The organism is Streptomyces enissocaesilis (genome assembly GCF_039533765.1).
Lineage (GTDB): Bacteria > Actinomycetota > Actinomycetes > Streptomycetales > Streptomycetaceae > Streptomyces > Streptomyces enissocaesilis.
Genome location: NZ_BAAAUD010000026.1, coordinates 44755 through 63293, shown reverse-complemented (window position 1 = coordinate 63293; position 18539 = coordinate 44755). Strand labels below are relative to the sequence as shown.

Below are 18539 nucleotides of genomic sequence, written 5' to 3'. Positions count from 1 at the left end.
CGCAGCGGGGAGCGTGGTGGGGCGGTGCCGAGGCCCGGGCTCGGGCGACTCAATGGGCTTGGGCGACTCAAGTGGACCATCCTCTCTTCGCAGCCCTCCTGGGTGGGGTTGTGACCTCTCGGCCACAGTGGGTGCACGGCCGGTGGTGCGAGCCGTTCGACGGCCCGCACGAGTTCCGCCGGCTCCGCCGGATCGAGGACGTCTGATCGGCCTCGGGGACACGCACCGCTGAGGGCCGGTCAGGCCACTCCCCGTAAGCGCCGGTCCGCCGTACGGCTCCCGGGTCGCGCTGAAGGATCGGGCCATGCATGCAGGCTCGGACTGAGTCGGTCTGCTCACAGAGCTCGGCCGACGGTCAGACAGGCCAGCCAGAGCACGGAGTTGATCAGGAGCGGCACGTCCGTGAGCACGTCCTGACCGGGTTCGCCGCCGCTGCGGTCCACCACCAGCAGCTGCGCGTAACGGCACAGGGCGAAGACGGCGAACGGCACGGTGACGACGGCCAGTACGGAGCTGTGCGGATGCGGCACGGAGAGGACGAACAGTTCGTAGCTGATCAGCGTGGCCGCCAGTAGCACGGCCATGAGCAGGTCGAGCAGCGGGACCGAGTAGCCGGAGAGGGCGGGCCGCTGCGCCGCCGCCTGCCCCGGGAGGGTCGCCGTCTCCAGTTCGTGCCGCCGCTTGCCGAGCGACATCAGCAGGCAGGTGCAGTACACGCAGATGAGCAGGGCGGGGTTGAACGGCGCCGCCACCACGAGGCAGCCCGCGACGGCCCGCAGCACGAACCCGGTGGCGACGATGCTGACGTCGACCAGTGGGTAGTGCTTCAGCAGCAGGCAGTACGCCAGGTTGAGCACCGCGTACCCGCCGACGGCGGCCTGCACGGGCAGGGGCAGCAGCGCTCCGGTGGTCGCCAGCGTCGCCAGACAGCCCGCGCCCAGCAGCAGCGCGCCCAGCGGTCCGACCTTCCCGGAGGCCAGCGGGCGGTGCCGCTTGACGGGGTGCAGCTGGTCCTGCTCCCGGTCGAGCCAGTCGTTGAGGACGTAGACCGCCGCCGACGCCGCCGTGAACGTGACGACCGTCGCCAGCGCCCAGGTCAGATTCCGCAGGACCGCCGCCGGGTCCACCGCGAACGGCGCGATCAGCACGAAGACGTTCTTCACCCACTGGCGGGGGCGCAGCAGCACCAGCGCCGCGGGTATCCGCGTCCGGGGTGCCGCGGCGAGGCACGGGCCGTCCTCCGGCGGACCGTGCGCACCGCTCCCGGAGCGAACGGATTCCGGGACCAGCGCCATGGGCGGCACGACCTGCCGCTGACCGGGCACGGCGGCCGCGGCCGGGCCGCGCCGTTCCCCCATGGTGTCCCCGCCGCCGGGCCGTTTCACGACCGGCTGCCGCTCAGGAGCTGCCGGAACGCCTCTTCGTGCGCGTCGAGGAAGGCGTCGCCGCCGAAGAGCTTCGTCGCCGCCTCCTGTCCCGCCTCCCGGTCCTCGGCCGGCATCCGGGCCAGCTCCACGATCGCCTCGCGCAGGGCGTCCGGGTCGCGCGGCGGTACGAGCCGACCGAAGCCGGTGGCCGCCACCGGGTAGCGGGAGCCGGGGAGTTCGGTGCTCACGGGTGGGATGCCCGCCATCATCGCCTCGACCTGGACGATGCCGAACGACTCCGAGATCGAGGGCAGCGCGAACACGTCGATCGACGCGTAGAAGTCCCGTACGGCCTCGCCGCGCAGCAGCCCCGTGAAGCGGATGCGCGAGTCGTCGCCGACCTCGGCCCGCAGTTGGTCGATGTTGCTGCCGCCCGCGACGGTCGCGTAGTCGCCCGCGATCAGCAGCCGCGCGTCGGGGTCGTCGTGGGAGCGGAAGGCGCGGACAAGGTACTCGATGCCCTTGTCCACGGTGATCCGGCCCATGAAGCCGACGTGCAGCCCGTCGCCGTCCCGCATGCTGGGCGTACCGCCGTTGCGGTCCACGCACGGGGAGGAGATGGGGGCCAGGCGGCGGCGCCGGATCGTCGGCCAGATGCGCGAACCGTGCGCCTGGTCCTCGCTGTTGGTGATGACCAGGTCCGCCTTGCGTACGGCCGACTTGCAGGTCTGGTCGACGGCCCACATCCCGAAGCGGTTCACCGGGTTGTCGGGCAGGAAGACGTCGATGTGGTATGTCACGACCAGCCGGGCCCGGCGCCTGAGCGCGGCGACGAACCCGGCCTCGGGGTTGGGCAGATGCATGTGCAGGATGTCGGAGCGCGCCGCGAGCCGCCCTGCCAACAAGACGAGTTGGGGACTGATGAAGCCCCGGCTGATCCGCGCGAGCACGGGCGCCCGGAAGACGTGGACGCCGTTGACGACCTCGTGCCGGGCGAGCTCGGGGTCGTGCTGGTAGCAGACGACCGCGACCTTCCAGCCGCGCGCGGCGAGCCCTTCCGCGGTCAGTCGTGCCGCCTCCGTCAGCCCGCTGACGTACGGCGTGTAGTAGTCGAGCATCACCGTCACGTCGAACCTGTCGGGTTGCAGCACGGTGTTCCCTTCCTTCGTCGTGGGATGTGGCGCGTGAGTGGTGCGATGCGGTCCCGGTACGGGACGTCATCGGGCGTGCGCGGACGATTCCTTGCGCGGGACGACCAGGCGTATCTTCTGAGCCGCATGGTCCGAGAGGGCCTCGCCGCCGCGGAGCTGGTAGCTGGAGACCGCCAGGTCGTCGCTGGTGAACAGCCAGTCGAAACGCCACAGCTGGGGCAATACGCGCCACAGCCGGGGCAGTGAGCAGGAGCCTTCGCAGGCGGGCCAGGTGCCGGCGGGAAACAGGGAGCCGTCGGGGTCGTGCGGCCGCGTACCGGCTCCGAGCGGGTGGCGATCCATCCAGGCCGCGTTGAAGTCGCCGGCCACCACGGCCGGGTGGGGGTTGCTGCCCAGATCCGAGCGCAGCCTGCGCAGCTCCCTGATCCACCAGTCCTCCTGGGCTTTGGAGGCTTGGCGGAAACGGTCCCATCCGTAGCGGATGTCGCAGGGCCGGAAGCGGATCGGCAGATGCACGTTGTAGAAGGAGACCGTGCGCCCGCCCGCGCGAATATCGGTGCGCTGGGACTTCGACCCCTTCCAGTACCAGTCCTCACCCTTGGCCGGGACGCGCTGATCGGGCGCCGCGACGACGGGCAACCGGGTCAGAGTGAGCAACTCGCCCTGCACGAGCAGCCGGTAGCCGGGAAACTCCGTGCGCAGCCGGTCCGTGTCGTCGATGCGGACAGGACTGGTACATATCTGCTGCTCGTCCCGGTTCGAGTAGTTCCAGTTGAGGTATTCGTGCAGGAGGTACACGTCGGCGTCCTGGCGGCGCAGGAAGTCGTAGAAGGCGTCCTTGTCGCCGGCCGCCATCTGCCAGTAGTCCGTGGACCAGGCGAAGACCTTGACCTCCGTGCCGCGGGCGCTGTCCGAGGTGGTGCCCGTCCATCCGAAGCCGGCCAGATGCGCCCCGGCCAGCAGCAGGAGCACCAGGACCGCGGAGAGCCAGCGGCGCACCGGCGCCGCGAACGGTACGACTACGAGCAGCAGCAGAGGCACCACCACCGCGGTCAGCGGCGGGACGATCTCGACGACGAGCCACGGCCGCCAGCGGCCGATCAGCGTGATGTGCAGGACGAGGAGGACCGTCCAGAGCGCCGTGCCCGCCACCAACAGTCGCGTTCCCCAGCACCAGCGGCGGGCGGCGGGTTCCTCACCCGCGGGCTCCCCCGCCGACTCCGGCTCCTGTGCCGGTTCCGGTGCGGTCTCCCGCTCCGTGGCCCCGTCGGCCGTGCGTGCGGACGAGTCGCCGCCCGGTGCGTCCGAAGCGGCCATCAGAAGAACACCTTCGCGAGTCCGAGCACGCCCTGCTTCCACGGGTCCGTACTGGTCCGTCCGGCACCCTTGCCCGCCGGGGCGTCCGCGGCCGCCGCGCGCTGCGTGCGCCACCACTCGTACGTACGGAGCACGGCGTCCTGATTGGACAGTCGCGGACGGAACCCGAGCTTGTCGCGGACCTTGTCGACGCTGACGTACGAGTCGGCGAGCAGCTTGGAGACCAGCCGGCCGTACACGGGGGACAGCTTCGTCCGCTCCAGCGTGCGCAGCACGGCGACCGCCGGTCCCGCGGGCAGCGGCACCACACGGCGGCCGTGTCCGGCCGCGTCCAGCACGCACTGGAAGTCCTCGCGCAGCGTGCCGAATTCGGCGGCGGCGATGTTGTACGTGTCGCAGGCCACGTCGTCCGGGGCGCGCAGCACCTCCAGCAGCGCGTCCACGAGGTCGTCGAGTCCGAGCATCTGGATACGGACGTCACCCTTCCCGAGCACGGGGAAGTGCCGGCCCTCCTCGGCCCATTGGAAGAGCATGTCGAACAGGCCCATCCGGCCCGGCCCCACGAAGGTCTTGGGCCGGATCACCGGCAGGCACATCCCGTCCGCCCGGAAGCGCTCGGCCACCTCCTCCGCCGCCGCCTTCGCGCGGCTGTACGGGTCGACGGGCTCGCGCGGGTGCTCCTCGGGCGTCGGCACCAGCTTAGGCAGCCCGTACACGGCGGTGGAGGAGATGTGCACCACCCGCGGCACCGCCGCGGCGCGGGCCGCCTCCAGCACCGTGGTGGTGCCGTCGACGACGATCGACCGGATGTCGGCCTCGGGGTAGCTGGGCAGCGCGGAGGCGCAGTGCACGACGGCGTCTGCGCCCTCGAACGCCTCGGCGAGCGCCCGCGGATCACGGATGTCGCCGGTGAAGGCCTTCAGCCCGGGCTTCGCGGGCACCTCCCGCAGGTCGAACGCGCGGAGCTGGGCGCCCGACTCCAGCAGCCGGTCCACGAGACGACCGCCGAGCACACCGGCCGCGCCGGTCACGGCGACATGGACGGGGAGGCCCGAACTCTCCCGCGACGGCGGGGCGTCGGGGGCGTCCGTGTCCTTCACCACGAGCTCACCCGCTCGCGTACGAAGCGGGCGAGCAGCCGGTTCATGCCCTCGCCGAGCGTCGCGTCCAGGGCCTCCAGGAACCGCTCGACGTCCTCCGGTTCCGCCACCAGCGGCGGGCTCACGACCAGCGGGCTCCGGCCGTTGAGGGTGTTGTAGGTGTACACGTCGTGCTTGCGGTACAGGGTGTGGATCACTGCGGCGGTGACGATCTTCGTACGGATCAGCGGGTCCTTGGCCAGATCGCCCGCCGGCAGCTTGCCGATGAGGTCCAGCACCTTGGGGCCGCCGGAGAGGAAGACCCCGAACAGCGCGCCGGCGCCGCGTACTTCGGAGATCAGCTGCGGGTACTGCTCGCGGAGCCGCTCCAGTCCCGGGCGGAGCACGGCCTCCAGCGCGCGGGCGCGTGCCGGGTAGTCGTCCTCGACCGCCACGGCGACGGCCTCGATGGCGGTCGCGGTCTCCTCTCCGAAGCCGTAGTACGTCGTACTCGTGCTCTGCATCATGGCGTCGGCCATGTTGTCGTAGGCCTTGCGGAAGACCGGTTCGCGCGCCACGTACGCGGAGACGGAGGACTTACCGCCGCCGAACGACTTGGAGGTCGTCACCACGTCCGGCACCAGGCCCTCGTACCGGGTGAAGTGGAACATGCTGCCGGTCTTGCCCCAGCCGGTGTAGATCTCGTCGAAGATCAGGACGATGTCCTCGGCGGTGCACAACTCACGCAGCTCACGCAGGAATTCTTCGGAGCACCAGCGGATCGTGGACGCGCTGAACGGTTCGATCAGGAGCGCGTACACGTCGCTGCGTCCGCGCTCGCCGCGGGTCTCCTCGATCACCTTGCGGACGGACGCGATATCGCCGTACTCGAAGGTGCGGATGCCGGGGATCGTGGGGAACGCGAAGGTGTTCTGCGCGCTGCCCGTGAGCCCGCCGGAACCGAGCAGCTTGCCGTGGAAGCTGCAGTCCGCGCGCAGGATCGTCTGCCGCTTCCCGTCGTGGTACTTGTACGCGAGCTTGACGGCGCCCTCGACCGCCTCTGCCCCGGAGTTGGGCAGGAACGAACGGTTCAGGTCACCAGGGAGGACCGCGGCGAGGTTGTGCCCCAGCGCCGCCAGGTACGGCGAGAAGTAGGTCTTGTGCACCTCCATGCGCCGCTGCTCCTGGAAGCGTTGGCGGGCGGCAAGGATGCGCGGGTGGTTGTGTCCGTGGTTGAGGACACCGATACCGCCGGTGAAGTCCAGGATGCTGCGGCCGTCACGTGTGTGCACGTAGGCGCCCTCGGCGTGGTCGACGAGCTCCCGGCCGAAGCCGAAGGAGGTCATCAGCCGGACCTGACTCTTGTTGATGTACGTGCGGTACAGGTCGTGCACGTGCTCGACGTCCAGCTTCTCGGCCTCTTCGAGGCTGATGAGATGTGTCATGGGCCCTTCCGATCGATGTTTTTGGGTGCTCCGACATCTACGGCAAGGCGTCATGTCCCTGATCCGTCGCTGTCACTGCGGCCCTCGTCCGCGAGATTCCGGACCCGGCGCCACCCCGTTCGACGGGCCGGGAATCCGGGGAGGCCGGTTGTCCCGGCTACCGTCCGTCCCCGCCGCTCTCACCGCCGCGTCTTCCGGACAGCTTCAGAGAGTTACGGCCCCGGGCATCAGGGACCCCCGTGTACCTGTGGCTGGATGTGCCCCCGTTCCCGTGTCCCTCGGCCCGGGGGATGTGTGACCGGGCGCCCCGCGGACAAGACTCTTGCCGTGCCTTGGAAGTGTGCGGCTCGGTTCCCCTTCGCGGATGCCTCAGTTGAGCACAGGGCCGCTGTCAGAAACCTCGCAGCCGGTGACAGGCATGTGTCGGCGACATGACGGCGTTACCAGCCTGCGCCGACCGCTGCCGCACCGAGAAGACCGCCTGCTCTGGCAGCGTTCGAGTCCCCCAGCTCCTCGAAGATGGCTGTGGCCCGCTCCCACGCCTGCCGCGCCTCCTCCGACCGGCCTGTCTCACACAGGGCGCGGCTCAACGGGTTGAGGATGCGGGCCCTGGTGTGCCGGGCGCCTGTCTCGTGGCAACGGGCGAGGGCGCGTCGGCACCAGGCGATGGTCTCCTCGTGCCGGCCGAGGACGGCGTACGTCAGGCACAGGTTCCGCAACGCGATGCCCTGCCCCCGGCGGTTCCCGATCCTCCGGAAGACGCCGACCGCCCTTAGCCGGTGTTCGCGGGCACGCTCGGACTCATTCAGCTCCTGACAGACGCGGCCGAGACCGGCCAGGGCGATGCCTTGCCCCCAGTGGTCCCCGATCTCCTCGAAGATGCCGAGAGCCTCCGCGTGGTGCTCCAACGCACGCCCGGGCTCACCCAGGTTCCTGCGGACCCGGCCAAGGCTGGTCAGCGCGATGCCCTCCCCCAGCGGTCCCCGATCTCGCGTCATTGCACGAGCGTCTCCTCGATCCGCTTCAGCGCTTCGGTGAGCCGCCGCTGGTCCTACCGGGCGAGGCCGATGCTGGTCAGCACCGAGGCTTCGCCGTACCGATCGCCCTGTGCCTGGGCAGCGGCGAGGCCCACTCTGTGGCTTTCGATCCAGTCGCCCCGGTGTTTACGCAGGTTGAGGAAGCCCCACAGGACGGTCGTCGAGCCGCCGGGCGATGGTGTCTCGCCGACCTCGAAGGCGAGCCGGACAGCGGCCATCAGGTTGGCGCGCTCTGTCTCACACCACCGCAGCGCCTCCTCGTGCGAGGAGAAGGCAAGCGGTTCGCAGCCCTCCTCGGGCGGGTCGGGCGGACGGTGCTGGTGGCCGGGGTTGAGTATCCGCTCGGCCGCATCGGCGGTGTGCATGTACCAGGACAGGACCCGATGCAACGCGGCCAGCCGGGTCGGCTCGCTCTCCTCCGCCTCAGCCCGTTCCGCCGCGTACAGGCGCATCAGGTCGTGGAATCGGTACCGGTACCGGCTGGTCCGCTCCAGCAGGCCCCGGTCCGCCAGCCCCTCCAACAGCCGCCGCGTCTGGTCCGTGCCGACGCCGATGAGCACGGCCGCCGCCTCGGTGCTGATGTCGGGCCCGGAGTGCAGGCCGAGGACGCGGAACGCGCCGGCTGCGGCCGTGTCGAGTGCGTCGTAGGACCAGGAGAAGACGCCCCGAACCGCTGAGGTCTCGTCGTCGCCCGCACTGAGCAAGTCCAACCGGTCCCGCTCCACGGCGAGTTCAGCGACGAGGTCGTGCAGCGGGAGGACGGAGTGCCCGGCCTCCGAGCCCGTCCGGTTACCCTGGCCGGACAGGTGGTGGATGCGTTCGGCGGCCAGGGCCAGGGCCAGGGGCATATGAGCGCACAGTCCGGCGAGTTGTACGGCGGCGTCCGGCTCGGCCGCGATCCGGTCCTCGCCCAGGACACCGGCGAGCAAGGTGACCGACTCCTCGACAGAGAGCCAGTTGAGGCAGACGCGGTAGGCGCCTTGCCGCACGGCCAAGCCGCGTAACTGGTTACGGCTGGTGACCAGGACCAGGCAGTGCGAGCCGGGCAGCAGCGGACGCACCTGCGCGGAGTCGCGCGCGTTGTCCAGCAGCACGAGCACCCGCCGGCCGGCCAGGGTGCTCCGCAACAGCGCGGAGCGACCGTCCAGTTCCGGCGGGATCTGCTGCGCGGGGACGCCCAGCGCTTGCAGGAACATCTCCAGGACCGCGGTGGGCTCCACCGGAGCGTCCGTACCGTAGCCGCGGAGATCGGCGTACAACTGACCGTCGGGAAACCGGTCGCGCACGCGGTGCGCCCAGTGCACCGCCAGGGTGGTCTTTCCGGCTCCCGCCGCCCCGTCGACCACGACGATCGCCGTCCTCTGTGCGGACTGACCGTGTTCGGCGGGCAGCAGGCCGTCCAGTGTGGCCAGCTCCCTGGTGCGGCCGGTGAAACAGGGGATGCCCGGCGGAAGCTGCTGCGGGCGGATCGACGGCGACTGCACAGGTGGATCGACGGCGGGATGGACGATCGTGCCGGCGACCGGCTCCTGCTCACCTGCGCCGTCGGCAGTGGAGGGGGTAGCGCCGCCGTCGAGGATGGACCGGTGCAGTTCCCGCAGCTCGTCGCTGGGATCGAGCGCCAACTCGTCCCGGAGGATCGCGAGGACCTGCTGGTACGCCTCCAGGGCCCCGGCGCGGCGACCGCACCGGTGCAGGGCCAGGATCAGACGCTGCCAGCTCGCCTCGTGCAGCGGGTGGGCGGTCGTCAGCTCGCGCAGCTCGGGAATCAGTTCATGGTGCCGTCCCGCCGCCATCTCGAGGTCGATGCGGCACATCAGAGCGCTCAGACATTCCTCGTTCAGCCGGGGCACCACCTCGCGGTCCAGCCACGGGGAGGCGACATCGGCGAACGGGTCGCCGCGGCGGAGCGCCAGAGCTTCGCGCAGCAGAACCAGCTTCTCGCCGGAGTCGTCTCCGGCGGCTTCCGAGCGCCGGACGAGCTCCCGGAACCGCAGCAGGTCCACTCTGTCGACCGATACTCGCAGGGCATACCCGCCGGGTCTCGTCTGCACCAGATCGGGGCAGAGCAGGCGGCGCAGCCGTCTCACGCAGGTGTGCAGCGCGCCGCGCGCCCGTTCCACCGGGGTGTCTGCCCATAATCGATCGATCAGCGTGTCGCTGGAGACGACCTCGTTGGGCGACATCACCAGGCACGACAGGAGCACACGCAAGCGGCCTGCGGGTAACTGCACCACGCGCTGTCTGTGGCCCACCTCGAGTGGCCCCAGCACCCGGAAGTCGAAATCCTTGCACACCGCCGTCTCTCCAGGCGGGGCCAAAATCGATGAGCACATAGAAACCCCCGTTTCTCGTGACGTGTGGCAGTGTATGCCCGGCACTGAGGTCTGCCCGTGAGTTCTTACAACTGGATCTGGCACCCTTTTTTTCGGTCTGTTGCGCTGTGCGGTCGTTTCATGCTTGTGTCCGGCTCGGCGGGCGACCTGGGACCTGGAGGTGGTTTCTGCGCCAGTTTGACCACTGCAGCAGCCCGCGCGGGGATATGTTCGGTGGGCTCAGCAGAGTTCCGAGCAGGTGGCGGATCTCGGGAACGGTCAGGTCGATGGGGTCGGGGCTGCGGGCGGGCCGGTTCGGCTGTGCGGTTCTGACCGGTGTCGCGTCGGCAGCGAGGGCGGCCAGGAATGCCAGGGCGAGCATGGCCAGGGTGATGTGCCGATGCCAGGCGGTCCAGTGGCGGACCTGGTAGTGGTCCAGTCCGACCTGGCCTTTCGCGGCCTGGAAGCACTCCTCGATGCACCACCTGGTCCCGGCCACCCTGACCAGCTCTGACAGCGGCATCCGTTGTGGGGACCAGCACAGGTAGAAGGCGAGTTCGCCGCTGCTCGGGTTGCGGCGGATCAGCAGGTGCCGGTGGCCGTCGGCGCCGATCTCGATCCAGGCCCAGTCGTAGTAGCGCGGCCCCTTCGCTCCGGTTCCTGCGCTCTGCCGGTGCCAGGCGAGGCGGGCAGGCGGTCGGCGACGGCATCCGCCCGGGCGGCGGTTCGCCCCTGGTCGATCCGCACCCGGGTGCTGCAGGCGACGGCCAGGGCGTAACCAGTCCGGCGGGACTCCAACAGTGTGCGCAGACCGGGGTCTTGTCCGTATGCTTCATCTGCTTCATCGCCGGTCACCCAGGATGCGCCGATGCCGGCGTCCAGCGCGGCCGCAATCATCTGCCCCCTGGTCGGGGCTAGGACCTCGCCGCCGGCGGCCGGGGCGGACCAGGCGCGCTCGGCCATCATCGCGGTGATCGCCTCACCGAATGGAGCACGGCCGGCTGACCGCGCAGCGTTCCAAGGCGATCCGCCGCGAGGTGAACGACCTGTGCCGCAAGGTCCGTCCGGTCGCGGTGGATCTCGTCGACGCCTGGGACATTCCGCCCCTGGTGCTGCGCTCCCCCGGCCTGGTGGGCTGACCGGCCCTCACCCGACCGCTCACCCGGCTGGGAGCGGCTGCTGCCGGAGGTGTGCGACGAGGTGTGCGATGCCCGTGGCGAAAGGCACCTCGGGGGTCCAGTCCAGCTCCCGCCGGGCGCGCCGGGGTGACAGGGAGATACGGCGTACCTCCCCGGGCCTGGCGGGGTCGTGCCTGTGGGCGGGGTCCGGCACGGAGGCGGCGCGGCCGACGGCGCGCAGCACGTCGTTCACCGAGGTCTCCGCGCCTGTCCCGATGTTGATCATGCCTTCGCCTCGGTCAATGGCCCGGAGGAAGGCGTCGACGACGTCGGTCACGAAGACGTAGTCGCGGGTGGTCTCGCCGTCGCCGTTGATGGTGCAGGTCTGTCCGCGGAGGACGCGGTGGGTGAAGATGCCGACGACCCCCGCTTCGCCGTGCGGGTCCTGGCGCGGGCCGTAGACGTTGCCCAGGGCGAGCGAGGCGTGTTCTATGCCCTTCAGCCGGCTGTACAGGCGCAGGTATTCCTGCCCGGCGTGCTTGGACAGGCCGTAGAAGGACTCGGGTGCCTTGGGCAGGCGCTCCGTGAGCGGCAGATCCGTCTCCCGCGCCTGGCCGTACACGGTGCCGCCGCTGGACGCGAAGACCACTTTCCGTGTCCCGCAACGGGCCGCGGCGTCGAGGATGTTCAGGGTGCCGAGCACGTTGGTCCTCGCGTCGTGCAGCGGGGAGCACAGCGAGGACTGGACGCTGGCCTGGGCCGCCAGGTGCAGGACGACCTCCGGGCAGGCGGCGGCCAGGACGTCGGCCGCCTCGGGTGTGGTGATGTCACAGCGGTCGAGGGCGAACCGGGCGTGGCCGCGTATGCCGGCGAGGTTCTCCTCGGTGCCGGTGGAGAAGTCGTCGATCACGCGGACGTCGTGGCCGGCCGCGAGTGCGGCCTCGGTGAGGTGGGAGCCGATGAATCCCGCGCCTCCGGTGATGAGGACACGCATGCTGATGCCTCCTTGTGGGGTGTCGCGCCGTGGCCGGTGCGGTCACGGTGGGGGTCTCACCGCCCTGAGGTGAGGTCCAGGACCGTGCGGGTGATCAACTCGTCCTGCTGTTGCCCGAGGCGGGCGAGGTCCTGGGCGAGCCGCTGGGCCGTGGTGCCGTGGGAGGGGTCGGACAGCACGGCGGTGATGCTGTCCGTCAGTGCCTCGGGGGTGAGGGGCGCGGTCTCGTGGAGGTTCCCCGAGGTGTCGCGGAACCGCAGCTCGGACCCGTGGACCTCGGTGTGCCACACGCACCGGCCCGCGCCGGTCTCCTCGAGGAGGACGCGGCCGTTGTTCTCGTTCTCGGACATCAGGGGTGCGACGAGGGCGGGTGTGCCCGCGCCGAGTGCGGCGTGAAGGGTGGAGTGGCCGCCGTGGGTCAGGACGAGGTCGGCGGTCTCCAGGACCGAGGTCAGCGTGCCGAACCCGACGTGGCGGAGCCACGGGGTGTCCGCCGCGGGCCCGTCGGGCGAGGTGCGGAGGACGACGGCGTCAAGTTTCTGCGCCGTGCTGGTCAGCAGTTCGTCCACCTGGCCCGGCCAGAGTTCGCCGCTCCCCAGTGACACGTACAGCTGGGGGCGGCCGGGCGTGGGCGGGGCGGCGGGCCGGTCGTCCTTGTCCGACCAGATGAGCGGGCCGCAGTGCACCGCGTGGGGACGTCCGGGGGGCGGGGCCGGCGCGGGTTCGACGCTCGGCGCGCTCGCGACGAACGTGGCGTCCCCCCAGTTGAGCCGGCTGGGACGGCCGACGGGGTCCAGTCCCAGTTCGCCCGCGACGGTGTCGAGCGCGGGCAGGCAGTCCGGGTAGGGCGGCGGCCGGAGACCGCTGTCGCGCGCCCACGGCATCCAGCTCCAGTCCTCCTCGTCGAGGAAGTCGCTGTCGGCGATGGAGATCACCGGAATGCCGTGCTGCCGGGCGGCGAGTACCGCGGTGGGCTGCATGTGGGTGACGACCACGTCCGGCCGGTGCTCGTCGATCAGTGCGGCGTCCCGGCGCACGTCGCGGCGGACCCGCTGGGCGTTGTAGTAGCCCGCCTGCGACCAGGCGGCGCCGAGGTCGGGGACGACGAGGTACTTGGCCGTGTTGTTGCTGCGGGCCGCGGGGGCCCGCGCGCCGGGGGCCTGGGCCGTGTCGGTGGCGGTGCCGTTCTGGCAGATGAGCGCGGCGAATCCGGCGTGCCGCTCGATGCTCTTCGCGAACTCGATGCAGCGGCCCAGGTGGCCGGCGCCGATGTGCCAGGGGAAGAGGAGTGCTTTCACGACCGCGCCTTCGCCCCCTCGGCGTGGGTGTGAGCCTGCCCGGGCCCGCGGTCGTGCCCGTGATCGTGTTCGCGCGCCTCTCCGGCGTCGGCTCGGCCGGCCGGGCGGTGGGAGCGGAACCACTCGATGGTGCGGGCCAGCCCTTCCTCCTTGTCGACCTGCGGGCTCCAGTCCAGGACCTTCCGGGCGACGCTGGTGTCGGGGCAGCGCTGGCGGGGGTCGTCAGGGGCCGCCCCCACGAAGCGCATCGACGAGGAGGAGCCGCAGAGGGTGATGATCCGCTGGGCGAGGTTGACAATGGTGTCCTCGTCCGGGTTGCCGAGGTTGATCGGGCCGTGGTGGCCGCTCGCCACGGCGGCGAGCAGACCGCGGACCAGGTCGTCGACGAAGCACAGGGAGCGGGTCTGCTTGCCGTCCCCGTGGATCGTGAGGGCATCCTGGGCCAGCGCCCCGGTGATGAAGTTCGGCACGCAGCGGCCGTCGTCCGGGCGCATGCGCGGCCCGTAGGTGTTGAAGATGCGCACGATCACGGAGTCCACGCCGTGCCGATGCCGGTAGGCGGTCACCAGGGACTCCGCGTAGCGTTTCCCCTCGTCGTAGACGCTGCGCGGTCCGATGGGATTGACGTTGCCCCAGTAGTCCTCCCGCTGCGGGTGCTCCAGGGCGTCCCCGTAGACCTCGGAGGTGGAGGCCAGGAGGAACCGCGCGCCGTGCTCGACCGCCAGGTTCAGCAGGGTGTGCGTGACGTGGCTGCCGGCCTGGAGTGTCTCGACCGACAGCCGGTCGAAGTCCTGGGGCGAGGCCGGTGACGCCAGGTGCAGGACGGCGTCGAGAGGGGCGAGGCCCGCCGTCGGCACGGCGGCGTCCTGCTCCAGGAACGTGAAGAGCGGTGACTTGGCGAGGTGGGCGACGTTCTCGGGCCGGCCGGTGACCAGGTTGTCGACGCAGACGACGTGGACGCCGTTCGCCACCAGGGCGTCGCACACGTGGGAGCCGACGAAGCCGGCGCCGCCGGCAGCGAGCACCCGGGTCAGGGGCTTTCCGGCGCGGGTGGCGGGCGGCAGGGCAACATGGGGGCGGGTGAGGTCGGGTTCGTCGGGCATGGGGGTCCCTTCGGGTCGGAGGCGGCGGGCGCGTGGGCCGCGGTTCACCTGGCGGCCGGTACCGGGGCGGAGTCGCGAGTCAGCGCCGTGTAGGCATCGAGCCAGCCGTCCACGGCCGCGAGGCTCCGCAGCCAGAAGGCCTGTTCCGGCGCCCGGTCGTCTCCGAGCTCCACGACCGCCTCCTGGAGCAGCTCCGTCAGTTCGCGGGCCGCGTCGAAGTAGGTGGTGGCGGTGAGCGTGATCGAACGCAGCAGGTCGACGAACCCGTCGGTGAGGCGCATCCCCGGGATCTCGCCGGTCAGGTCGGCCAGCAGGTCGTGGTCGTTGCGGCGCTGCTCGACGACGGGCGGCCCGTAGCAGACCAGGTCGCCGAAGTGGTCGATGAGCCGCCGGGCGAAGTAGCTCATGAAGATGTCGTCGTAGCGGTCGATGACGTCGTGGCCGACAGGCTCGCGCATGTTCCACAGGAACGTGGCCGGGAGAACGTCCCGGTGGAACGCGGTGTTCTGCGAGTTGAAGGGACACCAGGTGGACGGGGCGAGGGCCACGGCCTCCTTGTTCCACGGGGCGTCGATGGCGGTGACCTCGGGGTGCAGGGCGATGCGCGTGGTGGCGTCGATGTCCGGGTCGTCGGTCCACAGGCCGGCGTTGACGACGACGCGCCCCTCGACGTGGGTCGTCTCGTGGGACCCGGGCGGGGTGATCCTTCCCAGCGGGTAGCCGCGGTGGCGCAGGGGCACGGGCGGCTCGCAGCGCAGGGCCTCCCCCACGTTGAACCATCCGCCGCCGGAGCGGACGGCGGGGAACCGGCCGGTCGAGCCGACCACGAGATGGTGCCGCAGGTAGTCGCCCACCTCGGGCAGGTTGTCGTCGTCGACCGACACCATGATGTCGGTGGAGCTCTCCGCGGCCAGCAGGTATCCGAGGTTGCGGCGCTGGATGGAGTTCCAGCGCAGGAACGGCCGCAGCCGGCCGGCCCGGCGCAGCAGGTCGCGCTGGTCGGCGACGCCGACGTGGCGGACGGCGAGTCCCCCGGCGCTCAGCCTGCCGCACAGTGCGGCGACCTCCGCGTCGCCGCGGCGGTCCCCGACCACGATGACCTCGCCGGGCAGGCCGCTCCGGTCGAGTTCCCTCGCGTAGTCACCGATGGCGTCGGAGGGCCGGATGGTGGTCGTGACGATGGATATACGGGGCACGGCTACTCCTCGGGTGCGGGGCGGGCTCACCAGTTGCCGGTCGTCGCGACGCTCGTGAGCAGATCGCGCCGGGCGACGGTGTCGTTGATGGAGGCGGCGATGTCGGCGGGGGGCACATGGGTGCCGTCGCCGATCTCGTCGAGTGCCTGGGTGACGTCGGACGTCTGGAGGGTGGGGTCGGTGGAGGCGGGCCGGTACCTGTGGTCGAAGGACAGGTAGTCGCGGCCGGTACCGAGGGTCAGTGAGCGGAGCCGGAAGCCACCGCCGTGGGCTTCTACGAAGTTGACGGCGTTGGCCTCCTGTTCGGTCATGAAGGGCAGGACGACGGCGGGCCGGGAGCGGCGCAGAGCGGCGAAAACGGTGGTGTAGCCGCCGTGGTGCACGACGGCGTCCGCCCAGTCGAGCGGGGCGTCGAGCCCGGCGAACGGGGAGGAGCGGACTCGCCGGGCGTCCCGTTCGGGCAGCTCGAAGCCGGGGGGCGGGCGGAATCCGGCGCCGACGAGGCAACTCCAGCCTGCGCCGGTGGCGGCGGAGATGAGGGTGGTGAGCTGTTCAGCCGTGTACTTGCCGCCGTGGCCGAGGGAGACGTAGAGGCGGCGGCCCGGTGTGCCGAAGTCGCCGAGGCCGTCGTTCCCGGCGGGCGGCGGATCGGCGGGGCGCCACTCGACGGGGCCGACCATCTCCATCGGTCCGCGGACGGCGATGGGCGGCTGCGGGCGTTCCAGCGGTTCGGTGCTGGCGATCAGTGTCCTGTCGCCCCAGAGGAGATCGCTGACGTGGGCGGCGGCCGGGAGGCCGTGCCGGGTGAGGATCTCGTTGAAGGCCGGCAGACAGCTCGGGTAGGGGCGGCGGACGCGGGAGCCGTCCACCGGCGGCATCCAGCAGAGGTCGTCGTCCCGGTAGTAGTCCGAGTCCCCGATGGACAGCAGCGGTACGCCCGCGATGCGGGCCGCGAGCGCGCCGGTCGGGCTGAGGTCGACGACGACGAGGTCGGGACGGACGTCCTTGATGAGGCGCAGGTTCGCCTCGACCTCGTCCTCCAGGCGCGAGCGGTGGTAGTAGCGGGCCATGGCGAACACGGTGTCGAGGCCGTCCAGCGCAATGTAGGCGCCCTGGCGCGCGCCCATGTCGGGCACGGCGGTGGCGTAGGCGTCGTCGGGGTCGGCCAGGGGGAATCCTTCCCTGGCCACGTGCCCTTCCTTGGTGTCCGACGCGAAGACGCAGGAGATGCCGTGGGGGGCCAGTTCCTTCGCGAGGGTCAGGGAGCGGCCGACGTAGCCGAATCCCACGCCGTGGCTCCAGGGGAAGAACAGGACGGTCCGGCCTGCGGTGCGCACGGGTGTGCCTCCATGTCAGCGGTCGATGTTGCGGGCGAAGGACCTCAGTCCGAGGAGTGTCAGGGCGAGCGACAGGGCGAGGGTCACCGACAGTCCGCGGGCGAACGCCCCGCTGTCGACGGCGCCGGTGTAGGCGGCTCGCAGGGCGTCCACCGAGTGGCTGAGAGGGTTGAAGCGGGCGACGTCGCGCAGCCAGGCGGGCGCGAGGGTCAGCGGGAGCAGGACGCCCGAGATGATCACCAGCGGCAGCGAGGTGTTCTGCACGATCGGCGTGAAGATCGTCTCGTCGGTGACGCGGTAGGCGAGTGCCATCGATCCCACGCTGACGCCGATGTTGAGCACGCACAGGAGGGCGATGCCGACGGCGGCGCCGAGGACGTCGCAGCGGAATCCGAAGGGCAGTGCGCACAGCGTGAGGAGGACGGCCTGGACGGCGGTCACCATGGCGTTGGCGAGGGCCCGGCCGACGAGGAGGCTGCCCGGGGCGGCCCGGGAGACCCGCTGCCGGTCGAGGATGCCTTCGCGCCGCTCCTGGAGGGTGGCGTAGCCGGAGAAGCCGGCGCTGAAGACGGTCAGTTGCAGCAGCAGGCCGGGGACCAGCGCCCGCAGGCCGCCCGCGCCGCCCGTGCGGTGGTAGACGGTGTCCATGAACGGGCCGAAGAGCACGACGTAGATCAACGGCTGGGTGAAGCCGAACATCACGCGGACCGGGCTGCGCAGCAGCATCACAAGGTGCCGTCGGGCGATCACGTGCGTCGGCACGAGCCAGGTGGCGCGCAGGGCGAGGGCCGCCGTCATCGTGCTCCCCTGCCCGGCAGTTGGTCGAAGATCGCGTCGAGGGTGGCGTGGTCGACGTGCACCGAGGCGATGTCCGCCCCTTCGAGGGCGAGGATCCCGACGATCTCCGCGAGTGCGGTGTCCGCGTCCGCGACCGACAGGGAGAGCACATCCCCGTCGGCCGTCGCGGAGTTGACCGCGCCCAGGCTCCGCAGCTTGTCCGTGGGCCACTCCCGCGGTCCGGGTCCCGAAGCCCGTACGGTGACGACATCGCCGGCGAGGGACGTCTTGAGGTCCCTCGGGGCGCCGCTGGTGACGATCCGGCCGTGGTCGAGGACGAGCAGCAGGTCGGCCAGGGCGTCCGCCTCCTCCAGGTAGTGCGTGGACATCAGGACCGTCGCTCCCCGGTCCCGCTGGAGGAGCCGGATGTGCCGCCACAGCTCCGCCCGCGCGTCGGGGTCGAGACCGACGGTGGGTTCGTCGAGCAGGACCAGCCGGGGTTCGTGGACCAGGCCGATGGCGATGTCGAGCCGTCTGCGCTGCCCGCCGCTGAGGAAGCGCACCTCCGAGTCGGCGAACGCCCCCAGGTCGAAGGATTCGACGACGTCCGTCGTCCGGCGGCGCGCCTCCCGGCGGCCGAGCCCTTGCAGGAGCGCGGTGGAGTAGATCTCCTCGTGCGCCCGCAGGCCCCGGCTGGGCGAAGGGCTCATCTGCCCCACGTAGCCGATGTGGCCCCGGACCGCGGCGGGGTCGCGGCGGACGTCCGCGCCGGCCACCCGCGCCGAACCGCCGGTGGGAGTCAGCAGGGTGGCCAGCATCCGGAACAGCGTCGTCTTGCCAGCCCCGTTGGGGCCGAGCAGGGCGACGGTCCGCCCCTCGTCGACCTCGAAGGAGACGTCGTCGACGGCGGTGACCTCCCGGGAGGCCCGCGCGAACTTCTTGGTCAGGTGCTCGATGCTGATCATCGGTGTCACAGGACTGCTCCTCGCCCGCGGATCGGTCCGG

14 protein-coding genes and 2 pseudogenes are annotated in these 18539 nt (G+C 71.1%); 1 reads left to right on the top strand and 15 read right to left on the bottom strand.

The features are described 5' to 3' along the window. Nucleotides 1–335: 335 nt before the first annotated feature. The 8 genes and pseudogenes from ABD374_RS13060 to ABD374_RS34595 all read right to left on the bottom strand — a co-directional run. Nucleotides 336–1358 carry a UbiA prenyltransferase family protein gene (locus ABD374_RS13060; protein WP_344494685.1) on the bottom strand — a complete coding sequence of 341 codons (1023 nt, stop codon included), beginning with the start codon at nt 1356–1358 and terminating at the stop codon, nt 336–338. A 23-nt stretch (nt 1359–1381) separates the two neighbouring features. Then, nucleotides 1382–2518, bottom strand: a complete 1137-nt coding sequence (locus ABD374_RS13055; protein WP_344494683.1) for a glycosyltransferase family 4 protein — start codon at nt 2516–2518, stop codon at nt 1382–1384. Between the two features lie 66 nt (nt 2519–2584). Continuing rightward, nucleotides 2585–3835, bottom strand: a complete 1251-nt coding sequence (locus tag ABD374_RS13050) for an endonuclease/exonuclease/phosphatase family protein (protein ID WP_344494681.1) — start codon at nt 3833–3835, stop codon at nt 2585–2587. Beyond that, the gene (locus tag ABD374_RS13045; protein ID WP_344494707.1) at nt 3835–4866 is read right to left on the bottom strand and encodes an NAD-dependent epimerase/dehydratase family protein; all 1032 of its coding nucleotides are present in this window, start codon (nt 4864–4866) and stop codon (nt 3835–3837) included. Before ABD374_RS13045 ends, ABD374_RS13050 begins: the two co-directional genes overlap by 1 nt. A gap of 65 nt (nt 4867–4931) precedes the next feature. After that, complete coding sequence (locus ABD374_RS13040) at nt 4932–6359, bottom strand: aspartate aminotransferase family protein (RefSeq protein WP_344494679.1); 1428 nt, start codon at nt 6357–6359, stop codon at nt 4932–4934. Between the two features lie 440 nt (nt 6360–6799). Then, a complete protein-coding gene (locus tag ABD374_RS13035) occupies nt 6800–7357 on the bottom strand; it encodes a tetratricopeptide repeat protein (protein WP_344494677.1) in 558 nt (185 codons plus the stop codon). A gap of 53 nt (nt 7358–7410) precedes the next feature. Continuing rightward, nucleotides 7411–9603, bottom strand: coding sequence for an AfsR/SARP family transcriptional regulator (locus ABD374_RS13030; RefSeq protein WP_344494705.1), 2193 nt, complete (start codon nt 9601–9603; stop codon nt 7411–7413). A 247-nt stretch (nt 9604–9850) separates the two neighbouring features. Next, nucleotides 9851–10614 (bottom strand): annotated as a pseudogene (locus ABD374_RS34595) (IS701 family transposase); the annotation flags it as partial. Nucleotides 10615–10697: 83 nt separating this feature from the next. On the opposite strand from ABD374_RS34595, the pseudogene ABD374_RS13020 reads away from it, so the two are divergent. Further along, nucleotides 10698–10850 (top strand): annotated as a pseudogene (locus tag ABD374_RS13020) (acyl-CoA dehydrogenase); the annotation flags it as partial. Between the two features lie 19 nt (nt 10851–10869). On the opposite strand, the gene ABD374_RS13015 reads toward ABD374_RS13020, so the two are convergent. The 7 genes from ABD374_RS13015 to ABD374_RS12985 are packed head-to-tail and all read right to left on the bottom strand — an operon-like array spanning nt 10870 to nt 18499. Beyond that, nucleotides 10870–11823: an NAD-dependent epimerase/dehydratase family protein gene (locus tag ABD374_RS13015; RefSeq protein WP_344494673.1), complete on the bottom strand. Its 954-nt coding sequence runs from the start codon at nt 11821–11823 to the stop codon at nt 10870–10872. A 56-nt stretch (nt 11824–11879) separates the two neighbouring features. Further along, entirely contained in the window at nt 11880–13121 is a 1242-nt protein-coding gene (locus tag ABD374_RS13010; protein WP_344494671.1) for a glycosyltransferase, read from the bottom strand. Continuing rightward, a complete protein-coding gene (locus tag ABD374_RS13005; protein ID WP_344494669.1) occupies nt 13118–14224 on the bottom strand; it encodes an NAD-dependent epimerase/dehydratase family protein in 1107 nt (368 codons plus the stop codon). The genes ABD374_RS13010 and ABD374_RS13005 overlap by 4 nt, the downstream gene beginning before the upstream one ends. 44 nt (nt 14225–14268) lie before the next feature. Further along, complete coding sequence (locus ABD374_RS13000; protein ID WP_344494667.1) at nt 14269–15420, bottom strand: hypothetical protein; 1152 nt, start codon at nt 15418–15420, stop codon at nt 14269–14271. Between the two features lie 26 nt (nt 15421–15446). After that, complete coding sequence (locus ABD374_RS12995) at nt 15447–16757, bottom strand: glycosyltransferase (protein ID WP_344494665.1); 1311 nt, start codon at nt 16755–16757, stop codon at nt 15447–15449. Between the two features lie 15 nt (nt 16758–16772). Then, nucleotides 16773–17555, bottom strand: coding sequence for an ABC transporter permease (locus tag ABD374_RS12990; protein ID WP_344494663.1), 783 nt, complete (start codon nt 17553–17555; stop codon nt 16773–16775). After that, complete coding sequence (locus ABD374_RS12985) at nt 17552–18499, bottom strand: ABC transporter ATP-binding protein (RefSeq protein WP_344494703.1); 948 nt, start codon at nt 18497–18499, stop codon at nt 17552–17554. The genes ABD374_RS12990 and ABD374_RS12985 overlap by 4 nt, the downstream gene beginning before the upstream one ends. Nucleotides 18500–18539: the final 40 nt, after the last annotated feature.

Bases quoted from the DNA above. Each gene is read 5' to 3' on its own strand.
- ABD374_RS13060 (WP_344494685.1), bottom strand. From the start codon at position 1,358: ATGGGGGAACGGCGCGGCCCGGCCGCGGCCGCCGTGCCCGGTCAGCGG.
- ABD374_RS13005 (WP_344494669.1), bottom strand. From the start codon at position 14,224: ATGCCCGACGAACCCGACCTCACCCGCCCCCATGTTGCCCTGCCGCCC.
- ABD374_RS13040 (WP_344494679.1), bottom strand. From the start codon at position 6,359: ATGACACATCTCATCAGCCTCGAAGAGGCCGAGAAGCTGGACGTCGAG.
- ABD374_RS12985 (WP_344494703.1), bottom strand. From the start codon at position 18,499: ATGATCAGCATCGAGCACCTGACCAAGAAGTTCGCGCGGGCCTCCCGG.
- ABD374_RS12990 (WP_344494663.1), bottom strand. From the start codon at position 17,555: ATGACGGCGGCCCTCGCCCTGCGCGCCACCTGGCTCGTGCCGACGCAC.
- ABD374_RS13035 (WP_344494677.1), bottom strand. From the start codon at position 7,357: ATGACGCGAGATCGGGGACCGCTGGGGGAGGGCATCGCGCTGACCAGC.
- ABD374_RS13015 (WP_344494673.1), bottom strand. From the start codon at position 11,823: ATGCGTGTCCTCATCACCGGAGGCGCGGGATTCATCGGCTCCCACCTC.
- ABD374_RS13050 (WP_344494681.1), bottom strand. From the start codon at position 3,835: ATGGCCGCTTCGGACGCACCGGGCGGCGACTCGTCCGCACGCACGGCC.